General features: G+C 41.9%; 19 protein-coding genes and 1 pseudogene. 15 read left to right on the top strand and 5 right to left on the bottom strand.

Annotation, left to right across the window (positions count from 1 at the left end):
* The first annotated feature begins 131 nt into the window (after positions 1 to 131).
* The 6 genes from ACI4J0_RS00005 (at position 132) to ACI4J0_RS00030 (ending at position 5,823) form a co-directional block, all read left to right on the top strand.
* Positions 132 to 635 carry a helix-turn-helix domain-containing protein gene (locus ACI4J0_RS00005; RefSeq protein ID WP_439763761.1) on the top strand — a complete coding sequence of 168 codons (504 nt, stop codon included), beginning with the start codon at positions 132 to 134 and terminating at the stop codon, positions 633 to 635.
* A gap of 735 nt (positions 636 to 1,370) precedes the next feature.
* Positions 1,371 to 1,793, top strand: a complete 423-nt coding sequence (locus ACI4J0_RS00010) for an RNA polymerase sigma factor (RefSeq protein ID WP_439763762.1) — start codon at positions 1,371 to 1,373, stop codon at positions 1,791 to 1,793.
* On the top strand, positions 1,790 to 2,521 hold the full coding sequence (locus ACI4J0_RS00015; RefSeq protein ID WP_439763763.1) for a hypothetical protein: 732 nt from the start codon (positions 1,790 to 1,792) through the stop codon (positions 2,519 to 2,521). Before ACI4J0_RS00010 ends, ACI4J0_RS00015 begins: the two co-directional genes overlap by 4 nt.
* A complete protein-coding gene (locus tag ACI4J0_RS00020; RefSeq protein WP_439763764.1) occupies positions 2,505 to 3,380 on the top strand; it encodes an ABC transporter ATP-binding protein in 876 nt (291 codons plus the stop codon). Before ACI4J0_RS00015 ends, ACI4J0_RS00020 begins: the two co-directional genes overlap by 17 nt.
* A complete protein-coding gene (locus ACI4J0_RS00025) occupies positions 3,377 to 4,585 on the top strand; it encodes an ABC transporter permease subunit (RefSeq protein ID WP_439763765.1) in 1,209 nt (402 codons plus the stop codon). The genes ACI4J0_RS00020 and ACI4J0_RS00025 overlap by 4 nt, the downstream gene beginning before the upstream one ends.
* An 11-nt stretch (positions 4,586 to 4,596) precedes the next feature.
* On the top strand, positions 4,597 to 5,823 hold the full coding sequence (locus ACI4J0_RS00030; RefSeq protein ID WP_439763766.1) for an ABC transporter permease: 1,227 nt from the start codon (positions 4,597 to 4,599) through the stop codon (positions 5,821 to 5,823).
* 390 nt (positions 5,824 to 6,213) lie between these two features.
* On the opposite strand, the pseudogene ACI4J0_RS00035 reads toward ACI4J0_RS00030, so the two are convergent.
* Positions 6,214 to 6,636 (bottom strand): annotated as a pseudogene (locus tag ACI4J0_RS00035) (ATP-binding cassette domain-containing protein); the annotation flags it as partial.
* Positions 6,637 to 6,909: 273 nt separating this feature from the next.
* Here ACI4J0_RS00035 and ACI4J0_RS00040 point away from each other — a divergent pair.
* The gene (locus tag ACI4J0_RS00040) at positions 6,910 to 9,651 is read left to right on the top strand and encodes a Cna B-type domain-containing protein (protein WP_439763767.1); all 2,742 of its coding nucleotides are present in this window, start codon (positions 6,910 to 6,912) and stop codon (positions 9,649 to 9,651) included.
* Between the two features lie 108 nt (positions 9,652 to 9,759).
* On the opposite strand, the gene ACI4J0_RS00045 is transcribed toward ACI4J0_RS00040, so the two are convergent.
* The 4 genes from ACI4J0_RS00045 to ACI4J0_RS00060 are packed head-to-tail and all read right to left on the bottom strand — an operon-like array spanning position 9,760 to position 13,501.
* The gene (locus tag ACI4J0_RS00045) at positions 9,760 to 10,824 is read right to left on the bottom strand and encodes a tetratricopeptide repeat protein (RefSeq protein ID WP_439763768.1); all 1,065 of its coding nucleotides are present in this window, start codon (positions 10,822 to 10,824) and stop codon (positions 9,760 to 9,762) included.
* A gap of 6 nt (positions 10,825 to 10,830) precedes the next feature.
* On the bottom strand, positions 10,831 to 11,625 hold the full coding sequence (locus ACI4J0_RS00050) for a hypothetical protein (protein ID WP_439763769.1): 795 nt from the start codon (positions 11,623 to 11,625) through the stop codon (positions 10,831 to 10,833).
* A gap of 16 nt (positions 11,626 to 11,641) precedes the next feature.
* Positions 11,642 to 11,983 (bottom strand): hypothetical protein, encoded by a 342-nt coding sequence (locus ACI4J0_RS00055; protein ID WP_439763770.1) that lies wholly within the window; start codon positions 11,981 to 11,983, stop codon positions 11,642 to 11,644.
* A gap of 39 nt (positions 11,984 to 12,022) precedes the next feature.
* Entirely contained in the window at positions 12,023 to 13,501 is a 1,479-nt protein-coding gene (locus ACI4J0_RS00060) for a hypothetical protein (protein WP_439763771.1), read from the bottom strand.
* 324 nt (positions 13,502 to 13,825) lie between these two features.
* Between ACI4J0_RS00060 and ACI4J0_RS00065 the strand changes: the two genes are divergently transcribed.
* The 8 genes from ACI4J0_RS00065 to ACI4J0_RS00100 all read left to right on the top strand — a co-directional run bounded on the left by ACI4J0_RS00065 (position 13,826) and on the right by ACI4J0_RS00100 (position 23,352).
* Positions 13,826 to 14,542: a LytR/AlgR family response regulator transcription factor gene (locus ACI4J0_RS00065; RefSeq protein ID WP_439763805.1), complete on the top strand. Its 717-nt coding sequence runs from the start codon at positions 13,826 to 13,828 to the stop codon at positions 14,540 to 14,542.
* Between the two features lie 14 nt (positions 14,543 to 14,556).
* The gene (locus ACI4J0_RS00070; protein ID WP_439763772.1) at positions 14,557 to 15,888 is read left to right on the top strand and encodes a sensor histidine kinase; all 1,332 of its coding nucleotides are present in this window, start codon (positions 14,557 to 14,559) and stop codon (positions 15,886 to 15,888) included.
* Positions 15,889 to 16,184: 296 nt separating this feature from the next.
* Positions 16,185 to 16,571, top strand: coding sequence for a BlaI/MecI/CopY family transcriptional regulator (locus tag ACI4J0_RS00075; protein WP_439763773.1), 387 nt, complete (start codon positions 16,185 to 16,187; stop codon positions 16,569 to 16,571).
* Entirely contained in the window at positions 16,555 to 18,594 is a 2,040-nt protein-coding gene (locus tag ACI4J0_RS00080) for a M56 family metallopeptidase (protein ID WP_439763774.1), read from the top strand. Before ACI4J0_RS00075 ends, ACI4J0_RS00080 begins: the two co-directional genes overlap by 17 nt.
* 15 nt (positions 18,595 to 18,609) lie before the next feature.
* Positions 18,610 to 19,713, top strand: coding sequence for a hypothetical protein (locus ACI4J0_RS00085; RefSeq protein ID WP_439763775.1), 1,104 nt, complete (start codon positions 18,610 to 18,612; stop codon positions 19,711 to 19,713).
* A 12-nt stretch (positions 19,714 to 19,725) separates the two neighbouring features.
* Positions 19,726 to 20,886 (top strand): hypothetical protein, encoded by a 1,161-nt coding sequence (locus ACI4J0_RS00090; RefSeq protein WP_439763776.1) that lies wholly within the window; start codon positions 19,726 to 19,728, stop codon positions 20,884 to 20,886.
* 24 nt (positions 20,887 to 20,910) lie between these two features.
* Positions 20,911 to 21,354: a hypothetical protein gene (locus ACI4J0_RS00095; RefSeq protein WP_439763777.1), complete on the top strand. Its 444-nt coding sequence runs from the start codon at positions 20,911 to 20,913 to the stop codon at positions 21,352 to 21,354.
* 18 nt (positions 21,355 to 21,372) lie between these two features.
* Complete coding sequence (locus ACI4J0_RS00100) at positions 21,373 to 23,352, top strand: leucine-rich repeat domain-containing protein (RefSeq protein ID WP_439763778.1); 1,980 nt, start codon at positions 21,373 to 21,375, stop codon at positions 23,350 to 23,352.
* Positions 23,353 to 23,370: the final 18 nt, after the last annotated feature.

The following is a 23,370-nucleotide window of genomic DNA, read 5'->3' on the forward strand; positions in this document are numbered from 1 at the left end:
TATTATACTATACAAATTTGCTTTTGTCAAGAGATTTCAGAAAATTTCTTTAACTTTTTTGATTAGGAGCATTGATTGCAATTTGAAAATATGGTAAAATCAAAATAGAGAAAAATCTCGGGAGGGTTATTATGACAATAGGTGAAAAAATCAAAAACGCAAGAAATCTTCGTGGACTTACTCAAAAAGAACTTGGAATGAAACTCGGCTTCGATGAAAAATCTGCTGATGTCCGAATCGCACAATACGAAAGCGGCACAAGAACGCCTAAGTTGGAATTGCTGTCGGAGATAGCTTCCATACTTGACGTAAATATCAATTCTCTGAAAAAACCGACTTTAGAAAATACAGAAACTTTCATTCATCTGCTTTTTGACTTGGAGCAGGAATCGAAGAAACATCACACCAACAATTTCTCAATAATCTCCGTTCCCGACGAATTAGGAAATCCGCAGCCTGCACTTCAATTTCACAATCATCTGCTGAATGAGTTTCTTTCGGAGTGGCAGCTTCGCAGAAAAGAGTTAAGTGAAGAAATCATCACCGAGGAAGAATATACGGAATGGATGATGAACTTTCCTGCAACGTCCGATGATTGCGGTAAAAGTGAGTCGGTGAAAAAATGGAGAAAATGAGTTTCAACCCGGTTGAATACGATTTGTGATCAAGATATCCGCAAGATATCCGCAAGCGTTGAAAAGTCATATGACTTTATGGGTAAAAGCCCGCAAGCGTGGAAAAGGTATATACCTTTTGGGAAACACTCGCAAGCGAAGAAAAACTGTACAGTTTTAGGTTTGGATAGGAGTATATAGACTTATGCTTGCAGGACAGCAAGCATAGAAAGGTAATATTACTTTTCGCAGCCGATAGCTACACATCGGCATTAAAATTTCTTTATTTCGATATTTTACAAAAATATCATTTCCGGGTTTTAGAGGCAGACAGCCCCTAACAAGCCGACTGCGGAGCCGGTCGGGAAAAAGATGTACTTTTTCTGCACTTGCGACATTCTGCCAACCTCTTTTTTCAACCTTATTAATGCAATGCGTTTACAACTTGTTTGTGAGCAGATTTTCGATTTTCTTAGCTACCTTGAATTATTGGTTTTCTCGAAATGATGAAATAACCTTTCCGCATACTGATGTACAGATAGCACAAATTCAGAAGAAAATCTGTTATTACATCTCTATAATATCATAATACAAAGATGATGAAAGCCTGAGTTCATGATAATGCCGCCCGATATGGACATAAATCAACATATCGGGCAGATTTATATTTTTTTTAAAATCCCCGCACATTTCAAAGCAGTTATCCGTTATACATTATGAGAGGAGGTTTTACGGGTGTCACGGGAGATAGAAGAATTGTACGACAAAATATACCGCTACTGCTTTTACAAGCTGAGAAATTCCGCTTCTGCCGAGGACATCACTCAGGAAGCCTTTCTCAGGTTTTTTGCGCAGAATACCGATATAAACGCCGCATATATTTTCACAATCGCAAAAAATCTCTGCACGGATATGTTCCGACGAAAGCAGACCGAAGAGCTTTCCGATGACTATCCGGCGGAGGATTTTTCCGACAAAAGCGATACAAAAATTGCCGTCCGAACGGCTCTTGAAAAGCTTGACGAACAACATCGTGAAGTTCTTGTAATGCGGTATATTGCGGATATGTCGGTGAATGAAACGGCAGACACTCTTGGGATCTCCCGTTTTGCGGTGTATCGGCTTGAAAAGTCTGCACTTGCCCAAATGAAAAAACTGCTGAAAGGAGCATTGAAATGAATGTAAAAATGGAATTGTACGAAGCATTTTCGCCCCCCGAACCAAAGCGAAAAGAAATATTTCTGAACTCTCTCCCTTATCCCGGATTGAATTTTTCGCAGTTTGTGTTTTCCCAGATAAAATATATCCGCAAGCGTGTGTGGGTAGTTTCCGTGCTGATAGTTGCCGCTGCGATTTGCACGGTATGCTTTATGTCGCTGAAAAATCCGTCATATATCGAACTTCCTGCGGTGTGGATAATATCCTCCCTTACGCCTTTTCTTGCAATGCTGACCGCCTCGGAAATATCACGCTCGAATATGTACGGTATGACCGAGCTTGAAACGGCGTGCAGGTTTTCTCTGCCGCAGCTGACGGGTGCAAGAACGCTTATCCTCGGTACTGTCAGCTTTGCGGTAATTGCTGCTTTGACTCTGATTTCGGGAATATTTACGCCCGTTGGCATCGCAAATGCGGCAATTTATATCCTTACACCCTTTCTCTTGGTAAACGGAGTATCTCTTGCTATATTTAGCCACTTCAAAGGTAAGGAAGGCGGATATATCAGCGGTGCGGCGGCACTTTTTGTCAGCGTATGGGGAATACTTTTGCAGGGTTCTCAGGTGGAAATTCCCGAAAATATCTGCAATAATTTCTGTATTCTACTGTGCATTTTCGGGACAGCTGCAATTATTTTAAATATGAAAAAAATATCGAACGGAGCAAATTACTATGGAACTCACACTTGACAGAGTAACAAAAAATTACGGCAATAAAATCGCCTGCGACCGCATTTCCCTTACACTCACAAAAGGCGTTTACGGGCTTCTCGGTGCAAATGGCGCAGGAAAAACCACGCTTATGCGAATGATGTGCGGCGTTCTAAACCCTACATCGGGCAGCATTTCCTATGACGGCATTGATGTTGCAAGGGAGGAATACCGTGATATCCTCGGCTATCTTCCGCAGGATTTCGGGTATTATCCCGAGTTTACGGCGCAGGATTTTATGATGTATATTGCCGCCCTTAAAGGTCTGCCCAAAACGAAAGCAAAGGCGAGGACCGCCGAGCTTTTAGAGCTTGTATCGCTGAAAAATGAAGCCAAAAAGAAGATAAAGACCTTTTCGGGAGGAATGAAGCAGCGTCTTGGTATCGCACAGGCAATGCTCAATGACCCGAAGATACTTGTCCTTGACGAGCCAACGGCAGGACTCGACCCGAAGGAAAGAGTGCGTTTCCGCAACCTTATTTCACGAATGGGTGCGGACAGGATAATTCTGCTTTCAACACATATCGTTTCGGATATTGAACATATTGCAAATACTATCCTTGTAATGAAAAGCGGCCAGCTTATCCACAGCGGCTCACTTGATGAAATTATCAGCGTTATAAAGGGCAAGGTATGGGAATGCACCGTGCCGCAGGATATTGCCGATATGCTTACCGAAAAATACCCAGTTATCAACACACGAAATGCGTCTGACGGTGTATTTTTGCGGCTTGTATGCGATGAAAAGCCTTGTGAAAATGCTGTTAATACAGAAGCGACGCTTGAAGATCTCTATCTTTATTATTTCAGCGAAGAGGAAAGGACTGAGGAAAAATGAGCCTTTTCAAGTGGGAGCTTACAAAAATATGGCGGCGTAAATCAACGAAGATTTCCCTGTTCATACTTGTTGCCTATGCTGTTTTTTCTACCATTTACAACTCCGTTGTAAATCTGACTTCTTCAATCGGCAACACAGACGGAATAGCGGAAATAGCACGTCAATACGAATTTGCGGACAAATACAGGGGCGAACTTACGGAAGAAAAGCTTCTTGAAGCGTACCATAACATATTGACTGCATATTCGGAAGAAAACCTTGTACCCAACGAATTTGACAGCACTCTTAATCCGTCCCAGGAGGTATGGGATAAATACGTTGTTCCTCTGGGTACAATGCAGTATGTTCTTCGGAATTTGTATAGCTTTCTGCCCGAATACAGCTATTTTAATTCTATATTGGACGTTCCCGAAAATGAGATAAAAAGTTTCTATTCCGTGCGTGACAAAGCCGCCGAGGATTGGCTTTACAGCTGCGTTTCCAATGAGAAAGACAGGGAATATTTTATAATGCTTAACGGAAAAGTCCAAACGCCGTTTCATTATGATTGGTATGCAGGACAGCAAATGTATCTTGAAATGATAGTGCCTATTCCGATAATTGCCGCATTTGCCTGCATAGTTTTTACCGCCCCCATTTTTGCGGCGGAGTATAGCGAAAGGACTGTGCCCGTTATTTTGTCCGCAAAGCATGGCAGAAGAAAGATCACATTTGCAAAGCTTGGTGCGGCATTTACTTTTACCTGTATCGCATATTTATCGGGCGTTGGGGTATATATTCTCGGACAGCTTTATTTTCTCGGTGTAAGAGGTCTGGAATGTCCCGTTCAGTTTATAAAGCCGTATTCCTTTGCGCCTATTACAATAGGTCAGGCGGAGCTTTATCAGATAATACTGGGATTTATTAGCTGCGTATCCATAACTTTATTAACTGCATTTGTTTCATCGGCGGTGCATTCTGCGTTTCCTGCGGTGATAATTCCTGCAGCGATAATAATATCGGGATTTATGAGCGGACTTATTCCGGAATCCTTGGAATTTATTGCAGCATGGCTGCCTTTTGTGGGTAATTATACCGCAATATTCGGAATGAATATGTATTTTCATATCTGGCAGCCGTATTATATTATAATTTCGCCTGTGATAATATCGACGATCTGTCTGCCGTGGGCTGTATATAAATTTACACATCATCAGACGGCATAAGGAGATTTTTTATGAATATATTTTGGAACTTAGTATCTTATGAATACAAAAAGATTTTTAAACGCAAGGGTGCGGTAATAACGCTGATACTTGCTGCCGCAGTATCATTATTCAGCGTGTTCGGCACGATAATCGGCTATGTTTACGACAGTAACGGCGAGCCTGTAATGTCACGATATGACGATATGAAAATCGACCGTGAAAACGCAAGGAAACTGTCGGGACGTACTATCGACACCGAGCTTATTATGGAGGCTTCCGAGGCATATTCAAAGCTTGAACTGAATTCCGCCGAAAAATATACCGACAGCGAGGAATATGAAAATTACGCAAGAAAATACAGCGAAATATATTCCATAGTCCGCAGCGTTTACAATACATCGTCGGAACGCTTTGACGTTGAAGATTTCGGGAATATGACAGTAGAACAGGCAGATAAATTCTACGAAATGCGCCGTCAGAAACAGGAGCAGTCCATAATGCAGACCAAAATGAGCGATACGGCAAAGCAGTCCGTTCTTGCAGCGGACACTAAGGTGGAAAAGCCCATAATGTTTGAAGCTACCAACGGTTACACAAGATTTTTTGCAATAATGTACACCACGGGAATTATTATCGCTGTTGCTGCCGCAATAATTTTCGCACCGCTTTTTTCGGGGGAATACACCAGCGGCGCTGACAGCCTGATATTATCCTCAAAGCACGGAAAAAATCTGCTTGTGTGGGCAAAGCTGTTTGTAAGCTTTACATTGTCCGCAGGATTATCCGTAATACTCACGGTGCTTACATATGCCGAATGTATGGCAATATGGGGCACAGACGGAGCAGATGCAGCAATACAGCTTCAAGTGCCAATGATGTCATATCCGCTGAATATGGGACAATGTGCGCTTCTGTATTCCGCCAGCGGTTTTGCAGCGTGCATTATGACGGCGGCACTTACGGCTCTGCTGTCCGCAGCAATAAAAGCTCCCTCGGGAACTATCGTAATTATGTCCGTAATAATTATTGCGCCAATGATGTTAAATGTTTCCGAAGATATTGTGTGGCTGTATAAGCTGTTCTGCCTGCTGCCTTCGAATATGATGGCATTTTGGTGTATTATAGACAGTATTCAGTTTGAGCTGTTCGGTTTGGTAATTCGTCCGTACATTTTTACACCTGTATTTGCTGCAATTGCGGCGGTGATATTTGGGGTATCGGCATATCGTGTGTTCGGAAAAAGACAGGTCAATTGATTTTTACAGCTATTCTTGAGTATTATGTTTGTGATCCGTCTTTGGATTTTTTAGTAAACTTCCCTACACCCCAAAATATCGGGCGAAAACATAGTATTTTTCACATGGGATTTACTCTCAAAATGCTAATGAATTAATTATACACAAAACAAAAAGGCGTTCCGGCAACTGTATAAGTTACCTGAACGCCTTTTTTGATACGTTCTGACTGTCTGTCGAGTATCCTTATCGTAAGAACGTATCTACGGGCTTTTTCGTTGTTTTATATGGGCGAATTGTACTCGAACTGTCCGTCAAATGTGACAACTATTGTGCGGGATTTTTGTGCATTGAGCAGAATATTTTACAGTTAACATTGTTCGTTTGCAGGCGATTAAGCTAATGAGATGATTATCCTTTCATTTTCTTTAGAACACCCTTATCCATTTCACAAACAGTATCACAAAGCACATCAATATCCTCTGCGGAGTGTGATGCGATCAGAATTGTTTTTCCTTGCTCTTTCAGGTCAAGGAGATATTTTCTCATATCTGCAACGCCTTCCTTGTCAAGACCATTCATTGGCTCATCAAGAATAAGCAGATCCGGATCTTCCATAATTGCCTGAGCAAGTCCCAAACGTTGACGCATGCCAAGAGAGAATTTACCCACATGCTTCTTACTGTCCGGATCAAGTCCAACCTCACTCAGACGCCTTTTTATTTTTTCATTATCCTTCATACCGCTTATGTTCGCAAGGAATTTCAGATTATTGAAGGCGTTGTAATTTGGCAGGAATCCGGGCGTTTCAATTATTATTCCTATATTCGGTGGAATTGAGAATATTGACATATGCTGAGAAAAAATCTATTAATTATCTATGAATAATTTTAAAAAGTGATTTTTATCAAATTACTTTAATTAATATTTTCTAAAAAAATATATAATTTGTGTAAATTTTTCTAATTTATCGAAAAACAATAAAAAATGGCGCTCTTTTGCACCCATTCGCTCGGTATAATATATTATGTATAACTATCGGGATTTTTTATGGATATATAAAAATTTCTTTGTAGCGAAACACCTTTTAAGGATGTGTGAAACAAAATGTTCAGTTCTTCAATAAAACGTAAAGCTGCGGGCTTTCTTGCAGCAGTAATGGCAATGTCTATCTTCAACAGCTTTCCGGCAAATATCGCTGCCGAAGAGGAAGCGGGAAATGTTCCCGTTGTTTCTCAGACCTTGGAGGCAGATCCGGAAAATGCCGAAGCTATTCTTTTCAACAACGAATCCGCTGTTTTTTCGGGTGAAAGTGCATATGACGTTTCTTTTTCGGGCACTGTCAATTATTCGGGGGACGAAAGCTGGAAAAGCTTGACCCGTCCCGTCAGCTTTGACAGCTCCGCCATTGAGCTTCATGCTGTCACGGCTGACGGCGAGATACCGCTGGACCTGCAATCCACCAATTACAGCGGAAATATTTATATGCAGTATGTGGACGGAGATGACGGCGGAGGAACCTTCAATATCAGCAAAGTACCCTCAAAAATAAACGGCGTTGATATAAGCTTGTACAAGCTTCATATCCCAAAGTCTGCATATTATTCCGAGGCAGCTGCCGAGGTAACTGCGAACAATAGGGCAATTCTGACGTTAAATCCTATCACCTCCGGGCTGACTATATCCAAAAAAGTCCCCGGCGGTGTTGACACAAGTACGAACTTTCCTGTTAAGATAACCCTCAGCAAAGGCAGCGGTTCAGTGACCATTGATAAAACGCTGACTGTATCTGCCGGAGCAGACAGTTCCGCTGCTAATATTCGAGTGCCTGTGGGAGTTGAGTGCACCGTTTCTGAGGATCTTAGCGGGCTGGTCGGATATAAGCTTTCATCATATGCTTTTTCGGACGACGGCAATGCTTCATTCAACGAAAGCAAGGATCCTATACCGTTCACCCCCGAGGAAAATTCCGAATATTTTGTTGAGATAATCAATGCAAGATACAACACCACCGTTTCATGGACTGTAAAATGGGTGGACAACAACGCTTCCGATGGAAGAAATCCCCGTTTTACACTTATGTACAGCCTTGATGGAGGTGAACCGTTTCCTTTGAACGCAGACAGTCTTGATATGTTCGGACTGGATGCTGTCCCCGCGGCGGTATGTTCAAACCCGGCTGCAAGCAACAATTACAGATATTCTTACAGCGGTCTGCCTAATGCTGTAAACGGCAGTACGGTGACCTATTCTGTCACCGAGGAAGCGGATAATTATATCTGCGAATATGACAGCAATACCGATACATTTATAAACACACTTACTGCGGATTACAGTGCAAAACTGAAATGGTCGGATTCTGCTGTGCAGGAAGACCGTCCGTCGGCGGAGAGTGTTATAGGAAAGCTGCACCTGTATAAGTGCATAAATGGGGCTTATACCGATATAACAAACGATACAGGGCTGTCCATATCGGACGGAGAGACTTCCGAATGGACGATAAAGGCGGAAAAGCCTCTTCCCAGATATACTGCCGATAATCGGGGAATAGAATATTCACTTATCTGCGACGAAATATCTTCCGATTATGTTCTGACCTACAATAACGGTCAGGGCACCTACGGAAATATTTTCGACCGCTGCTACTCGGGCGGTACTATCGTTGCCACAATATCGGGAACCTGCAATTTTGAAGCAAGCCTCGAATGGCTTGATAATGACAGCACCCTTCGTCCAAAGGCTTCATTTACTCTTATGAGATATATTATGGCGAATGAGAGCGATACAGAAATTACTGCGGAAAATCTGAAAAGAGCCACTAAGGTCATAGCCAAAGCACCTAATTCGGACAGTCAGACTGTGCTTACATATGAAATTCCCGCCGGTACAGCGGGGAATGATGTGACAATATCCTTTGACCATCTTTTTCCCCAAGGGTACAGCCTGCCCAAATTCGATGAAAACGGCGCAAGATATTTCTATTTTGTGGAAGAAGTGCTTGATGACGGAAATGAAACCAATTATTCCGTTGTTTATCCCGCTAATGGATACGGTGCGGCAAACGGCGGAACTATTCAGAACGTTCTGAGTGCCGAAACAGCAATAAAGGTCAATAAAATATGGCAGGCGCCCTCGTCATTAAAGGATCTGGAACAGGCTGAGCTGAGATTTGCCCTGATCTGTCAGGATAACGAAGGCACTTACTATGAAATAGATTCTTTTTCTCAGGGCAGCAACACTCTTTCGGGCTTCGGCAACAGCGTGTCGAGCAAGGAAACGACATTTGTTGTCAGTCTGCGCAATGATGAAGGGAAAATGCTCACTCCTGTGGGAATAAAGGAATATGTCACGCTGAACAGCTCGGCTGTGGACTGTTCCTATTCGTCCGATGAATTATCAGCGGAATTTAAGATAAAGGACAACACCTATGTATCTTCCTGTTTGTATAAGGAAACCACCGTTTCAACAGAATTTGACGGGATACCTATGTATGTTTATGAGGTCACAAATTCCGTTAAGAATTTGCAGGATTACACAATAAAAAAAGTCTGGGGCGACGGCGTAACACATCAGACGCTTGAATTTACTATTACGGGAAAATCGGCGGCAGGCCCTGTGGCGGTAAAATATACAGCGGTGCTTTCTGCAGATGAGAACGGAACCCCCTTGTCAGCCGAGCTTAAAAACAGCAGCGGTGATGTTCTTTTATCGGATGTTCCTATTACTTCGTCCGGGAACAACTGGAGCGCAACATTCGCAAACCTGTTCCCTATGTACACAGATGACGGCTATTATATCACCTATACCGTTTCGGAAAAGTCAGGCGGAGATTGGACATATACTTCATAGCAAAGGCTTTCAACTCGGGAGAATACGGGTAGGTTTTAGCAAGCATTGATTTTGTGGGGACAAATCGCAACATTTTTGGGAATAACCGTGACACAGAATATATAAAAGTCATTTATAAATATATGTGATACGCTGCCGCACAGAATCGTACATTGAATTCATATCATCATCAAAGTAAGAAAGCGTATTGGTTCCGTACAAAACCTTTGACTTATCATCAAAAATGCTTACTCCGTCTGCCGAGAACATTGTATTTGTTTCGGCATCGGAAACTATTGTACGCCCGTCCTTAGTGTATATAACACCTGCTTCAACGTCAATATATCCTCCGCCTGCCTGTGCTGCCGCCGCAGTAAGCGCATCACGATTGGCTTCGGCTGTCTGAATACGCTGCTGCTCGGCAGCATAAGCCTCCTCAACAGAATCCTTCTGTCCGGTATATGAAAACTTCGATTCGTTTACAGAGGATTGTCTGAATGAGGCGGTAACATTATCTAAGCTCCCCATTGCTATTCGCAGATCAGGAAGAAGCTCTGCACACTTTCTGTCGCCCAGCGAAACGCCTTTTACAAGATAGTTATGTGCCGCGGGAAAATTATCATTTTCGATATAAATGCAGGCTGCCGCATAACAGCCCTCACCGCAGCCCTGCTCAGCAGAGGTTATAAACCAGTCAAGGGCTTTTTGGGGATCGGGATCTGCGCCGTAACCGCCTGTGCATATCAGTCCGATATTAAGACTTGCCTGACCGAAGCCCATAGCTGAGGCTTTTGTGAAATAAGCAGCCGCTTTTCTCAGATCAAATGCCACCTGTGTGCCTGTCAGATATATCACACCCATCAGATTTGCAGCGAAAGGTTCTGTATCTGCATATGGTCCGGCCAGCTCCAATGCACGATTTTCGTTTCGGTCAAAATATGTTCCGTAGGCAAGATATTCGGCAAGCTTTATCCTTGCATTATCCCAGCCGTTCTGAGCAGCAAGTACAAGATATGAGCAGGCAAGCTCCATATCCACATTTCTGAACTGCTTGAACAGTTCATATGCGGAACGGGGATAATGCTCCGCATTTGACATGAGCAGCTTTATCGCATTGTTGAACTGCTTCGGGTTTTGGGCAAGGTTTGCCATTTCAATAGCTTTCATATGAACATCGGCATAGGTCACGATCATTCCCCCTTATTCAATAGGTCTGCCGTGGCTCCACTCACCTGCAAAGCAGGAATTATCGGCATATCTGGCATAGCCGACACCATGAAGCTGACCGTTCTGCCACTGCCCGCAAAAAGCACAGGAATCCGTCATAATTACTCCATCGATAAGTTCATTATTGTCAAACTTTCCCGCAACACGGCTGCCGTCAGCTCCAAGGCAGTAGCAATTATTATATTTACTTCCGTTATACATAGTTCCAAACACTCTGTCACCGTTTGCAAATACAAAGATGCCAAGACGTGTACCGTTGTTAGCGAAGAAGCCTTCAAAATAATCACCGTTTTTCTCAAAACAGTGACCGACAAAACCGTCATTATCCCGAGCGCCCTTATAGATCTCACCTATTTTCCCTTCTGCAGGCTCAAAGGAATATAACAGATACAGCTCCTTCCATCTGCTTTCTTCCCATTGTCTGAACTGTTTGACGCAGGCTGCTAATGAGTGCATATTGCTGTTGTTTACAGCAGTTATAGCATCGCCTATATTCGCTCCTGCTTTTCTCATTCCCGAAAATCCTGTATCAATACCCGCTCCCATAGCAAAAAATTCTCCGGCAAAACTAAATGCTGCTTTTGCAGCTTTTCCCGCAAATTCACCTTTATTGAGATTGCCTGCAGGCTTGGAATTGATAGCCCACTGAGAAAGAATACGCGGCGGTGCGCCAATAATTTTGGTATTTCCGTCAGGATATCGTATAAAATCAAGGGGCGGTATCACCTGATTTTGTTCTCTGTAAGCATAAAAATCTCTTTTCATCATATGTATCACCCTCCGTTTATTTCAGCGGATCGCCGTTTGCGTCAGTCATTTTCCCCTTTACTATTTTGATCATATCACCAATTGTTGGTATTATTCCTATGATCCAGCAAGTAAGAATAAAACGATTTAGAAATTTCTTGAAACCATATCCCAGATAAAGAATATGTCCTCCGAACAGCAGTGCCAAGATCAATGCAGCGCCCTTGCTTTTCAGTTTTGCATTGACTGAGAGCCTGCCGCGTGAGTCTGCCTTGACCCTCGAATAGGCAGGCCATACAGGTGCAGCAGGCGGTACATATTCAACTCCGCTGTCAGCCGCATGAATAGGTGCGGAAGGTATCAGATCATCAAGATTCATAAATAATTCCTCCATTTTTTATAGTTTATCAGTCTTCCCTCAGACCGTGATTTGGTAACGGGAAATGTCTATCTCTTCATAAGCGGAATGGATATATTCCTGATAATAATCCGCAGGATAATGTGTATCGGGGTCCTTATCTAACCACACAGGATCGTTCTCATCCTCGTACTCATCATAGTGTATCTCATCTATGGTTTTGAGCTTATTTCCCTCAATAATAAAGAATTCATTTGCAAAGCAGACTGCACTTCCTGCCCAATGTACTCCAATGATACCGCTTTTATAAAAGCTCATTCTTGAACGTTCACCCAGGGATACATGCTCACCGTCGGGGTCAAACAGCATATATATCTTACCGTTATCATAAAGATAGATATTATATTGACAGATAAGCTCCTCTGTGCCGTTTCCGTCTATATCGTAAAGATACCATTCGGGCATTTTTTGGTAATGTGCAGCTAAAGTCGGAACATATTTATGTTTTGCTTTGTCAAGCTTGTCGTATGAAATACCGTTATCTATCACCTCTTTGTATTGACCGATGACCTCCATATACCATTCGCCGCTTTTGTCCGATAAATCATCCGTGACGGGTGTATTGGCTGTAACAGAACAATAGTGAAATCTTGTCCTGCCGTTATCATCGAAAACATTGAACACTGCCGACAGGTAAAGGGTGGTATTGCAGTAATAGTCGGTATAAATATAGTTCGCACGATATGTTCCGCTTTCGGGTTCTGTAATACTTTCGATTTTCAGGTCATTCATTCCTCCGCCGTCGCCGGTGTATTTATAATACTTTCCGTCATAATAATATACATATCTGTAGGCTTCTTCATGGGTAGCCTTGTAGCCGAAAACATTGTTAAGAAATCTGTCAACGCCCCCGGCGTCATAAACATCGCAAAGCCCGACTGAATTGAATTTTCCGAGCGGATCAGATTTTTGGCTTAAATCAAAGGTTTCAATGAAATCAAGTCCCCACAGACCCTCACCGTTTCCGAAGGTTGTAAATACATAGTTTTCGATATGCTTTTCCGTTACTTTTCCTTCGGGCAGAATAATATTATCATCGATCCTTGTGCTTGTCATTTGGTATAATTCTGACACAAGCTGCATTTTTGCAGCATCTGTGAAATTAAAGCCTGCAATGTATTTCGGTGATTGAAAATTCAGGGCTTCAGAAGTCTCGGATGTTGTGACTTCATATGTCGGCTCTTCGGTTATTTCGGTATTTTCAACTGTATCGATTTCAGAAGCCGACGTTTCGTTCAGTACAGTTTCCCTGACCGTATCGGTCTCAACAGCCGAAGCTGCGGCTGCGGTTGTCATTGTCGTTTCCGTTTCGGACTCGGTTATTTCATGGGCTTCGTCAGCTTCATAAGTCATAGACGGAACAGAAGGTGTAACAGTATTTTCGTCATCGTTTATTTTTTCGCAGCCCGAAAATAAAGAAGCACCGATAGCTGCCATGATCGTTACCGGAATAATACGGTTTATTATATTGTTTTTCATAAGGCTTCCTCCTAAAAGCAAGCTTCCCGATGAGAGGGGAGCTTTCAGACTAATGTTTCTTTCGCCTGTCTTAATTCTCAACAATAACATAAATTTCCGTATAAGAGCCATCATCAAGATATTATGCACGTAATAAAATTCCTCCAAAATATTTCTTATATTCTTATAATATAAACTATTGAAAATAATAATCAACACAAAAAGCATTTTTGGTTGTTTTCATATCAGAATTTGCAGCTTTTTGGCGCTGAAAACAGTTGAAAAAAGGAGAAATATATGGTAACATTATTTTATTAGTACTGCATAAGGGGTTATAATGCTTTGTTGATCGTATACTGTGATAATGAACCTTTACATCTTGAAGTTTTTTCAAATGAATTTTCTGATATTTTTGAGGAGGATGAGCTTTTACTTTACACATCCGCAGACCGCATTTTCAATGACATCCGCAACAACATTTTACCGGACATTATTTTAATGGACATTGATCTGGGAGATATCAGGAACGGGATAGATTATGCCGAAGAATTTCTTAAAATTTCCCCGAACACAAAAATTATATATGTTACTGCATACATAGACAAATTCATCCATGAGTTGTTTCTTAAAAACTCTAATGTACCGGGATTTCTTGAAAAGCCTGTTAAACGTGAATATCTTCTGGCAATGCTTGAAAAGGCCAGGAAGCAGATCAGAGATGATCATCCGAAAATGGTCGCCGTTTCTTTTCAGAATATTATATCAAAGGTCGATGAAAAGGATATTCTGTACGTTGAGTCGGACAGACATCTTATCAAGATCGTGACCGAGGACAAGACCCTTGTTTCGTATGAAAAGCTTTCGGATTTCAAGCAGAAGCTTTCGGCAAGCTTTGCATATTCACATAAAAGCTTTATTGTGAATATGGACAAGATAAAAAGTCTTAATTCTACCGAAATTATTCTCGAAAATAATGTTACGATCCCTGTTAGCCGTTCTAAATTCCGTGAATGTAAAGAATTGTATCTGGAATATCTCAAATGTGATCTGCTTACAAAATAAAAAGAGGAAATGTTATGAATATAGCTGTCACCGAACTTAATAATCCATACTTTTATATGTGGGTATTTATCTGTATACTTCATACAGCAGTAACCGGCTGGGCTTATCTGCGCTGTTTAAAAATCAAGGTGCCAAAGCCTGTTCTGTATCTTATTATGGCATTGGGTTATGCGATACTGCCTATACTGCTGAAGTTTCTTATCGTTGGTGAAGCGTTAAATCTGATACCTATACTTGGTCTTGCCGTTCCGATAATTCTGACTATACTCATAACAGCCGACAGTAAGATAAAGGTCATCATGTTCAATGTAGTCAGTCTGCTGATAGACAGTATCGTTGAGATCATGCTTCACATTATGCTCCGCGGGTTCGATATTTATGCGAATGTATTCAAATACGACTACGAAAAGGTAATGATAGCGGTATTGCTTCTTTTTCTTGTTACGCCTCTGAAATATATCATGGCGGCTGTATGGAACAGGATCGTAAACAAGAGCGAAAATAAAATAAGCTGGATGTTAATTGTATTTCCCATAGCACAGGCATTGGCGTATACAGCTATGATGCTGCAGAACTTATACTGGAATGAACGCTCGTTTTCATCATTCTATCTGATACTGGCTGCAATGATTATCTTTGCAGTGTCTGACATCTTTTTTCTGTATTTTATCACAGACCTTGAAAAGAAAAAGAGTCTTGAGCAGGAGCTGAAAACCATAGAATATACGCGTTTGCTGGAGGAAAAACATTACGAGACCATAGAGGCAAAGCGTTATGAAACTGCTAAAATACGACATGACATCAAAAATCAGATCGCTACAATGCAGATACTCATCTCGTCGGGAAAGCTGAGCGATACCAAGGAGCTTATGGCAGAGCTTGAAAAAAGCATTGATAATACCAAAGAGTATGAATATTGCAGTGTGCCGATCGTGAATGCAATTATTGGTGAAAAGGCTACTCTGTGTGAAATGAATAATATAAGTCTGAATGCTGATATTTGCCTTGATGATCCCGACGGAATTGCAAAAAATCATTTGTGCTGCATATTTTCCAATCTGCTTGACAATGCGATAAAAGAAACGGTCAAGCTTGATGATGTGTCAGATCGGCATATAGAAATAAAAGCTGCGCAGAAGCACAGCATTATACTTATCAGCTGTAAAAATCCCGTACCGGGCAATGCCGAAAACCGTAAGCTTGATCCTCAGAAAAGCAGCGGGTACGGTCTGAAAATACTGCGTGATATAGCAATGCAGTATAACGGAAGCTTTGACATAGAGATCGCCGATGGGATCTGCACCGCAGTGATCGCTATTGTTACCGATATCAGTGATACAAAATAAACATAAAAAATGCAGCCCGTCAGTAGATCCGGTTTGGTTTTACTGACGGGCTGCATAGCTATATGTGGTATCATTTGGAGAATTATTGGTCATGATCTACTGTTAAATATGTGCATTTTTATTCCAAATTTTCCGGTACATTTCAATACTCGGGAATAAATTATTCGAGCTGTACTGAAATTTTTGCTGCTATCCCAATAACAGAATCACAACAAAGGGGTTGACAAGTGACTACCTGTGTGCTATTATATAGGTAATATATAGGTAAACATTTGTAAACCTGTTTGGAGGTCAATATGGAAGAAAAAGTCAGACTTTCCTCATCTGAATGGAAGATCATATCTCTGCTGTGGGAAAAAGAACCAATGACTATTATGCAGATCACCGCTGCACTCAGTAATGAGACGGGCTGGTCAAAGCATACGGTCATCACCTTTCTGAAACGTATGGAAGATAAGAAAGCAGTAAGCTTTGAACAGATAGGTAATGCAAAGCATTATTATTCGCTTATTAAGCGAGAAGATGTTGCTGTTTCCGAAACACAGTCCTTTCTGCAAAGAATATATCGTGGAAGCATTGGAATGATGGTAAATTCCATGATAGATCAGAACGCTCTGTCAAAAGAAGATATTGACGAGCTTTACGATATTCTGAAAAAGGCGGAGAGTGATAAGGGTGATTGAAGCAGTAATATCCTCTTCTGTCCTGATTACAATAATAATTCTTATACGCACTTTTTTTAAGGGAAAGATAAAATGCTCTGTTCTTTATTCGCTATGGCTTGTAGCTGCAGTAAGACTTATGCTGCCCTTTGAACTTGTTAATAGCTCTGTCAGCGTGATGAATGTTGCGGAAGATATTCTCCCGCAGGCTATTGCCCGCGAAAGCGATAATTCAGCGGTTGTGGTGTTGAATGAATCCGAGCCGTATATTCCCGAAGATGTAATAGAAAGAAGCAGGGAAAAAGAAATTCCTGCGTCTGAGATAGAAGCTACCGAAAAATTTGCCTTAAAAAACACTTTTGTTTCACTTCGCAGATTTATAACTGCAGTAATGCTTTTGTGGTTCGGCGGTGTAAATATCCTGTATTCATTCACCCTGAGAAAAAGCAGAAAAGAATTTGTGTATGAAGCGCCGCTGCCTGTATATACCACTCCCAATCTTGCTTCTCCATGTATTTTCGGACTGTTCTTTCCCGCAATATATATCCCCGAAAAGTCGGCGGAGGACGATGAAACTGTAGAATATATTATCGCCCATGAGCTTTGCCATTATCATCACGGCGATCTGATATGGACAGTGCTCAGATATGTTCTGCTGTCTGTATATTGGTTTGACCCGTTTGTATGGGCGGCAGCGGTTTTGTCTAAACGTGACTGCGAATGTGCCTGCGATGAAGCTGCTATCAAAATGCTGGGAGAGGAACGCCGATACAGATACGGAAAAGCGATTATTGACCTTATTCCTTTGAAAAGGTCGGAGAGCTTCGGTGTTGCATCTACATCAATGGCGTCAAGAAAGAATGTTCTGAAGGAGCGTATGCGGTTTATTGCGACTAAGCCTGTAAACAGGATCTCGGCGGTCGCCGTTTCTGCCGCTGCTGTAATTTTTGCGGCAGGAAGTACATTTACATCTGCGCAGGATATTGAAATGCCTGCTGAACCTGTTTCACCGTTTGCTGAGGAGATCTCCGAAACCAATGAAACAGCAGATGACAGAATTTCCATTTCGGTTACGGACAGAAATGAAGATCAGCATGAGCTTATCTATTTTTCTGCACCCGATGGCTATGAGCCATATATCTATATGAATGAATATGTCGCTTCGGAATGGAATTATCCATATCATGAGGAAGTATTTGAGAGTTTCCTTGACGGTTCTCATTTTTCTTCGGCTGATGTTGTTTTTGAAGCCGGTAATTTCACTGTAAACAAATGGGAAAATACCGATGCTTTTGACTTAATATGCAATTCGCTGAAAAATAAAGAATTAAGCAGGGCAGACTCCTTTAATATGACAGAACCAATATCACAGGTAAGCTTTTCCCGTGCAAACGGCGGATTTTCATCATCACTGCATATTGCCATATTCATTGACGGCGATAAAAAGGTCGCTTTGATGAAAGGTGATGATATGAACAAGCTTACCCAAATAGTAATTGACGGAAATATACCCACCGAATACGAACTCAGACAAGCTTACAATAATAGCGTTCATTTTGAAGCTGTATTTGACGGGGAGGAGCTTTACAATGTTATTTATGCTCTTTCCGGCAGAGGCAAAAATGAGGAAATAAATATTCCTTCCTATCCTGCCTTCTCTTCTGAAAGTTTTTCCGAAAATATTTCGGACAAGCTGATCGTATCGGGGCAGATACCCCGGGGCTTTATTCGTTACAGTATGGGTAATATTGTTTTTGCTGTACCGTATGAGGGAAGCGTCAATGAGATCGGCAGTACATTTTTGTGGCAGAACGGCAGCAGAAATTTCAGATTATCATCGGGAAAAATAAGCGTTCCCGATAATGCGGAAGAAGTAAGCGGCGAGTTCTGCGGCAAGCCATGCAGCTTATATTTGAACGATGAAAATGCGGTGCTGATGTTTTCGGACAATGAGGGAAAAGTCTATTTTGCTTCGGCAGATTTTTCGTCCGCTTCGGAAAGAGACAATGCGCTGAAAATGCTCGGAAGTATTCATATGGAATAAAAGGAATGATAGATTATGAAAAGAAAAATTATTACAGCGTCAATGATCGCAGTTATGCTTACAGCCTGCACCGGGGCAAATGAACCCAATGAGACTGTAATCGAAAGTACAGTTGCGGAGACTGTTTCAACAACTGTCACCACAGTTCCCGTTTCGGAAACTGTCAAGGAAGAAAGCAAACCGAAGCCAAAGCCCATATCACCGCTGTCGACATCAAAGCATCAGTCATATTTTCAGAGCGACGACTTTTCCATAACGGCAGAGCTTAATGATCTCAAGTCCTCTTTATATTATCCCGATATAGTTGCACAGATGGGCGGTAATTCCGATATGTTCGCTGTTGAGATGACGGTCAAGGTAAAGAACATTTCCTATGAGGAAAAGAGCTTTGACTGTTCGGAGCTGACCTTGCTTTCGGGGGAAAATGCGCTTTATCTTTTTGATACAAAAGCGGAAGAAGCCGAAAATATCAAGTCGGGAAAATCAGTCACTCTGGATCTCAGAGCACTCTGCACCTTGTCACAGGCTGAGTGCATTTCGGGAATGGCATACTGCGGTGAAGTTTTTGAGGAGGGAGAAAGCTTTATCCCCGACAGCTTTGCAGAGATTATCGACATTCAGAGTGCCGATGACGTCCGCACTCATCTCTATAAGAAATATTTATATCAGAACAGCGGCGATTATTATATGTTCTCTTTTTCCGAACCTGCATCTATTTGTGCACATATGTTGGGCAGAGTCGGGGAGAATAACGAGTATTTTGCGATAGAGTATTCTGTCACAAACCGCAGCGATTATGCGCTCATAATTGACCCCAATAAATATATGCTGTCCCTTGTATATGATAATGCCGATGAAAACGGCAAGGCTGAACTGATGTACATCAGCACAGATGAGGAGCTTATGTATGAGCCGAAGGAGGCGGGAAAGATAAACGGCGTTGGAAAGATATACGAGATGCCCGATTTTATCTCCATGAAGCCCGAAGGCAGCACCGAGTTTACCATAGTTTATAAGCCCAAAGGACATATAAAAGAATGGTATATGATGTGCGGAGGACATGATGAGCCTTATTATGCACAATATGGATGTATACTTGGAAACGAATGTGATTATTGACAGGTGCTTTCAATGAAAAAAAGATTGCTTATTATCACAGCGCTTGCATTTCTGTGCGGGTGCTCATACAAAGAAAATTCGGAACAGCTCACAGAAACGGTCACTTCGGAAAGCATTACCGAAATGACCGAAAGCATGACTGTGACCTTTGCGGAGACCGAACCGTCGGAAACTGCCGCACCCGAAACATCACAGACAGAAGCCACAACTGTGCTGAAGGAAAATCAGCTTGAATACCGTGACAAAAACATTGCGGTGCTGATGGAGTTTACGGGAGCCGAGTCGCTGCTTTACCATCCTCATGCCCTTGCACTGCCGAATTACAGAGATGATGACTATGTGCTTCATTCGGTCTTTACGGTGGAAAATCTATCAAAGAAAAGCTTTGATTTTATTCCTCAGAAAATGATAATCAGAGGCAGCAACAATAACAGCCAATGGGATATGCTCCCTGTGACCGAAAATGATACGGGACTTACAGTTTCGGATAAATATTATACTGTTGGACCCGGAGAAAGCGTCAGCTTTGAAATTGATTTTGTGGGCGAAAGGGGCTGCATCGAGTATGCGGAAGAAATTGTCTATGGGTACATTGGGAATTTTTCTGTTAACAATATCGACTACACAGAGCTGAACAATGTCACCGCCGCAGAAGGACTGCATCTTACCAAAAGGTCGGCTATAAAAAAAGCTGTCAGCAATGCCCTTGAAATAACCGAAAGCAAGCCTTTGCCGTTTCAGTTTGTTCCGTCAGACGGGGATTATCAGCTTAATACCGAGAAAAATTCCTATTGCTTTACGGCGGAGAAGCTGCGTCCCGACGGATATGTGTGCGATTATATCAAGGTGTCCTTGAAGGTCGCGGCGCTTACGGGAGAACCTGAGGTCTTCGAGCCGAATAAGTTCATGCTTGTCCGTTCCGACGGTAAAACCAAGCACGTTTTAGACTGGGGCTTTGATGAAGCGCTTGTCAGCATACCCAAGGTGCAGAAGGTAATAAAGGTCAATGGCGTTCCCGTAACTCTTTACGAGTATCCTTTTGATCTGTATCTCAGACCCGATGGCACGGCTGAATATGATATGTATTTCGATATCAATGACGGAGAAGAGTATGTCAAGTTCGTATATGACGGAGAAAATGACAGCTTTGAGAAAGAAATAGAAGTAAAATAAAAAATGATAAAGGAGTAAAAAATTATGGAGGATCTGATTTTCTGCATTTCTGTTTTATGGCCATTTATACTGTTGTTCGGCGCGTATATCGGATATGCGGTGATAAGCATTATCACCGATAAACGCAACAAGGAGTTTATGGGATTTCTGAACGCCAATGCCAACGAAATATTATACGGCAATGGCAGCGAGTTCAGAGGGCAGATTTACACTAAGGAAACCATGCTTGTCAGATACAGAATGTGCATATCTTACTTGATCATGACAAGTTCACAGTATACATACTATATGCCCTATGATAAATCGAAAAAGTTTGCTGTTCTTACATTTCTCATTACTCTTATCGGAGGGTGGTGGGGATTTCCGTGGGGACCCATCAAGACCATTGACACATTTATAAAAAATGCAGGTCATGATGGTATGGCTTCGGTCTATGATATTTATCGGGAATTCACTTCGCAGGAATAAGCTTGGAGGGAAATGAGTATGAAGATAAAAAATATTATGATCGCAGCTGCTGCCATAACAATGCTTTTATGCGGCTGCGGGGGGAATGAAGAAGCTGCTGAACAGCCTGTGACCGATACGTCTGTCAGCGAAGCAGCGGACAGTTTGCTTTCCGAAAGCACAATGTCCGAAAAAATTTCCGAAACAGCTGATGAAAATCCGGAATTGTCTGTGCAATTGGAGAATACTGTATCCGATGACCTGTTTAACGAAAATAAAAATGAATACGTTATTGCTCTTTGCAGTGACGGAACATATAAAAAGCTGACCGAGGAAGAATATTATACGGTCTATATGGCAGAATACATGAGCGAAATGCTTTCGGAAGAGTATTACAATGAATATGTCAAGGACTATGAGTACAGCGATGTAAGCAGCTATGAAGATTATAAAAATCAGCTAATGGAAAGCTTTGGAATATCCGAAGCTGACCTGACATCACAGGAAGAGTACAGCTGTGTATTCAGCATTTCCGGAACCTTTGATGATGAAAAAGCCGACTATGACATGGCTGCAAAAACAGCCTTTGAGTATGTCCTGAAAAAGACAGAAAACACTGCATTTTTTCAGAATGATGACGTGCAGAAAAATGTTGTCATCTATTATTATGTTGAAGGCGACGTTATGAACATCAGCGCATACGGCTATTCGGACAATGACGAATGTGAAATAATGTCGGAGGAGTTTATTTCCCTGAGCGGAAAGGATATTGTCAATATCGGCGGAATGCCCGTAGCTTCCGACACAAAAAGCCTTTACATAAGCGCATATGATGAATTAAGAGCAACTGTCCTCGATAACGGCGCAAGTGAGGAATATGATGTTGTTATCTTTGACTATGGTGCGGAGTACGGATATGAGAAGATCAAACTTGACACAGCAGAGCTTGCGGAAAAGCTGCCCGGTCTTGAGAAGCTTTTTATATCCGCATATATTGAGATAAGCGATATGACCGCTTTCTCAAGACTTGACGGATTGAAAGAGTTACAGATAGATGTGTCGGGCTGCGATGATATTTCTATGCTTTCGGGACTGAAAACGGACAGGCTTGTGATAAGCGGAATAAGCTGTCCTGCCGATGTTCTGGCAGAGCTTGATGTCAAGGAAATGTGCATAGAATGTACCCCCTCGGACGGCGTGCTTGAAAGCATATATAAGCTGAAAAATGTTTCCGAGCTGACTGTTAACAGATACAGCGATACAGAGCCTTTCCTTGCGGGAATTGAAAATATGAGCGGACTTAAAAAGCTTGATCTTTCTGTTGATTCCGAATATACCATTGATCTTGCACCGCTTGCGGGGCTAAATAATATCAAAGATTTGAAGATAATGGCACATAAAGCAAAGAACCTTGAAAAAATATCGGAAATGAAGTCAGTAAAAAAGCTTATGCTTCATAGCATGGACGAGGAAGACCTTTCCTTCCTTTCAAAAATGACAGGACTTGAGGAATTGTCGCTTATGTATGTGAACAGCTCCTTCGGTCCTTCACTGCAGTATCTGAAAAACGTGAAATATCTCTCTGTTGCGGATATTACAGACGGTGCGGATATGAGCAGAATTTATCAGATGGAAGATCTGGAGCAGCTGCTGATAATGGGTGAGAGGATCAACACACGCGGCATTGATGATCTTAAAAAGCTAAAATTCCTGAATATTATGCTTTGCAGCTACAGCGACCTTTCGGGTCTGAAAAAATGCGGAGCACTTGAAAAACTGATGATATATAACTGTGTTACTCCCGAATTTGACGCAAAGGATATCGAGGGTATGACGGGACTGAAATATCTTGATTTCAACTGTTCCGAGATCAAAAATTACGAGTCCCTCAAAACTCTTACGGGACTTGAAGAAATGAATGTGTATTTCTGTGATCTGTCCTCAGGCGAGCTGAAAGAAATAAAGAAGGCTCTGCCCGACTGCGTAATAACTCTTGATGACGGAAGTACGGTTTCGTAAATTTATAGAGGTGATGAT

The sequence above is a fragment of the Huintestinicola sp. genome, from assembly GCF_051882455.1.
Lineage (GTDB): Bacteria > Bacillota > Clostridia > Oscillospirales > Ruminococcaceae > Huintestinicola.

Excerpts from the sequence above, each read along its gene's own strand:
- ACI4J0_RS00005 (WP_439763761.1), top strand. The coding sequence starts at position 132 with ATGACAATAGGTGAAAAAATCAAAAACGCAAGAAATCTTCGTGGACTT.
- ACI4J0_RS00015 (WP_439763763.1), top strand. The coding sequence starts at position 1,790 with ATGAATGTAAAAATGGAATTGTACGAAGCATTTTCGCCCCCCGAACCA.
- ACI4J0_RS00020 (WP_439763764.1), top strand. The coding sequence starts at position 2,505 with ATGGAACTCACACTTGACAGAGTAACAAAAAATTACGGCAATAAAATC.
- ACI4J0_RS00025 (WP_439763765.1), top strand. The coding sequence starts at position 3,377 with ATGAGCCTTTTCAAGTGGGAGCTTACAAAAATATGGCGGCGTAAATCA.
- ACI4J0_RS00030 (WP_439763766.1), top strand. The coding sequence starts at position 4,597 with ATGAATATATTTTGGAACTTAGTATCTTATGAATACAAAAAGATTTTT.
- ACI4J0_RS00040 (WP_439763767.1), top strand. The coding sequence starts at position 6,910 with ATGTTCAGTTCTTCAATAAAACGTAAAGCTGCGGGCTTTCTTGCAGCA.
- ACI4J0_RS00045 (WP_439763768.1), bottom strand. The coding sequence starts at position 10,824 with ATGATCGTGACCTATGCCGATGTTCATATGAAAGCTATTGAAATGGCA.
- ACI4J0_RS00050 (WP_439763769.1), bottom strand. The coding sequence starts at position 11,625 with ATGATGAAAAGAGATTTTTATGCTTACAGAGAACAAAATCAGGTGATA.
- ACI4J0_RS00055 (WP_439763770.1), bottom strand. The coding sequence starts at position 11,983 with ATGAATCTTGATGATCTGATACCTTCCGCACCTATTCATGCGGCTGAC.
- ACI4J0_RS00060 (WP_439763771.1), bottom strand. The coding sequence starts at position 13,501 with ATGAAAAACAATATAATAAACCGTATTATTCCGGTAACGATCATGGCA.
- ACI4J0_RS00070 (WP_439763772.1), top strand. The coding sequence starts at position 14,557 with ATGAATATAGCTGTCACCGAACTTAATAATCCATACTTTTATATGTGG.
- ACI4J0_RS00075 (WP_439763773.1), top strand. The coding sequence starts at position 16,185 with ATGGAAGAAAAAGTCAGACTTTCCTCATCTGAATGGAAGATCATATCT.
- ACI4J0_RS00085 (WP_439763775.1), top strand. The coding sequence starts at position 18,610 with ATGAAAAGAAAAATTATTACAGCGTCAATGATCGCAGTTATGCTTACA.
- ACI4J0_RS00090 (WP_439763776.1), top strand. The coding sequence starts at position 19,726 with ATGAAAAAAAGATTGCTTATTATCACAGCGCTTGCATTTCTGTGCGGG.
- ACI4J0_RS00095 (WP_439763777.1), top strand. The coding sequence starts at position 20,911 with ATGGAGGATCTGATTTTCTGCATTTCTGTTTTATGGCCATTTATACTG.
- ACI4J0_RS00100 (WP_439763778.1), top strand. The coding sequence starts at position 21,373 with ATGAAGATAAAAAATATTATGATCGCAGCTGCTGCCATAACAATGCTT.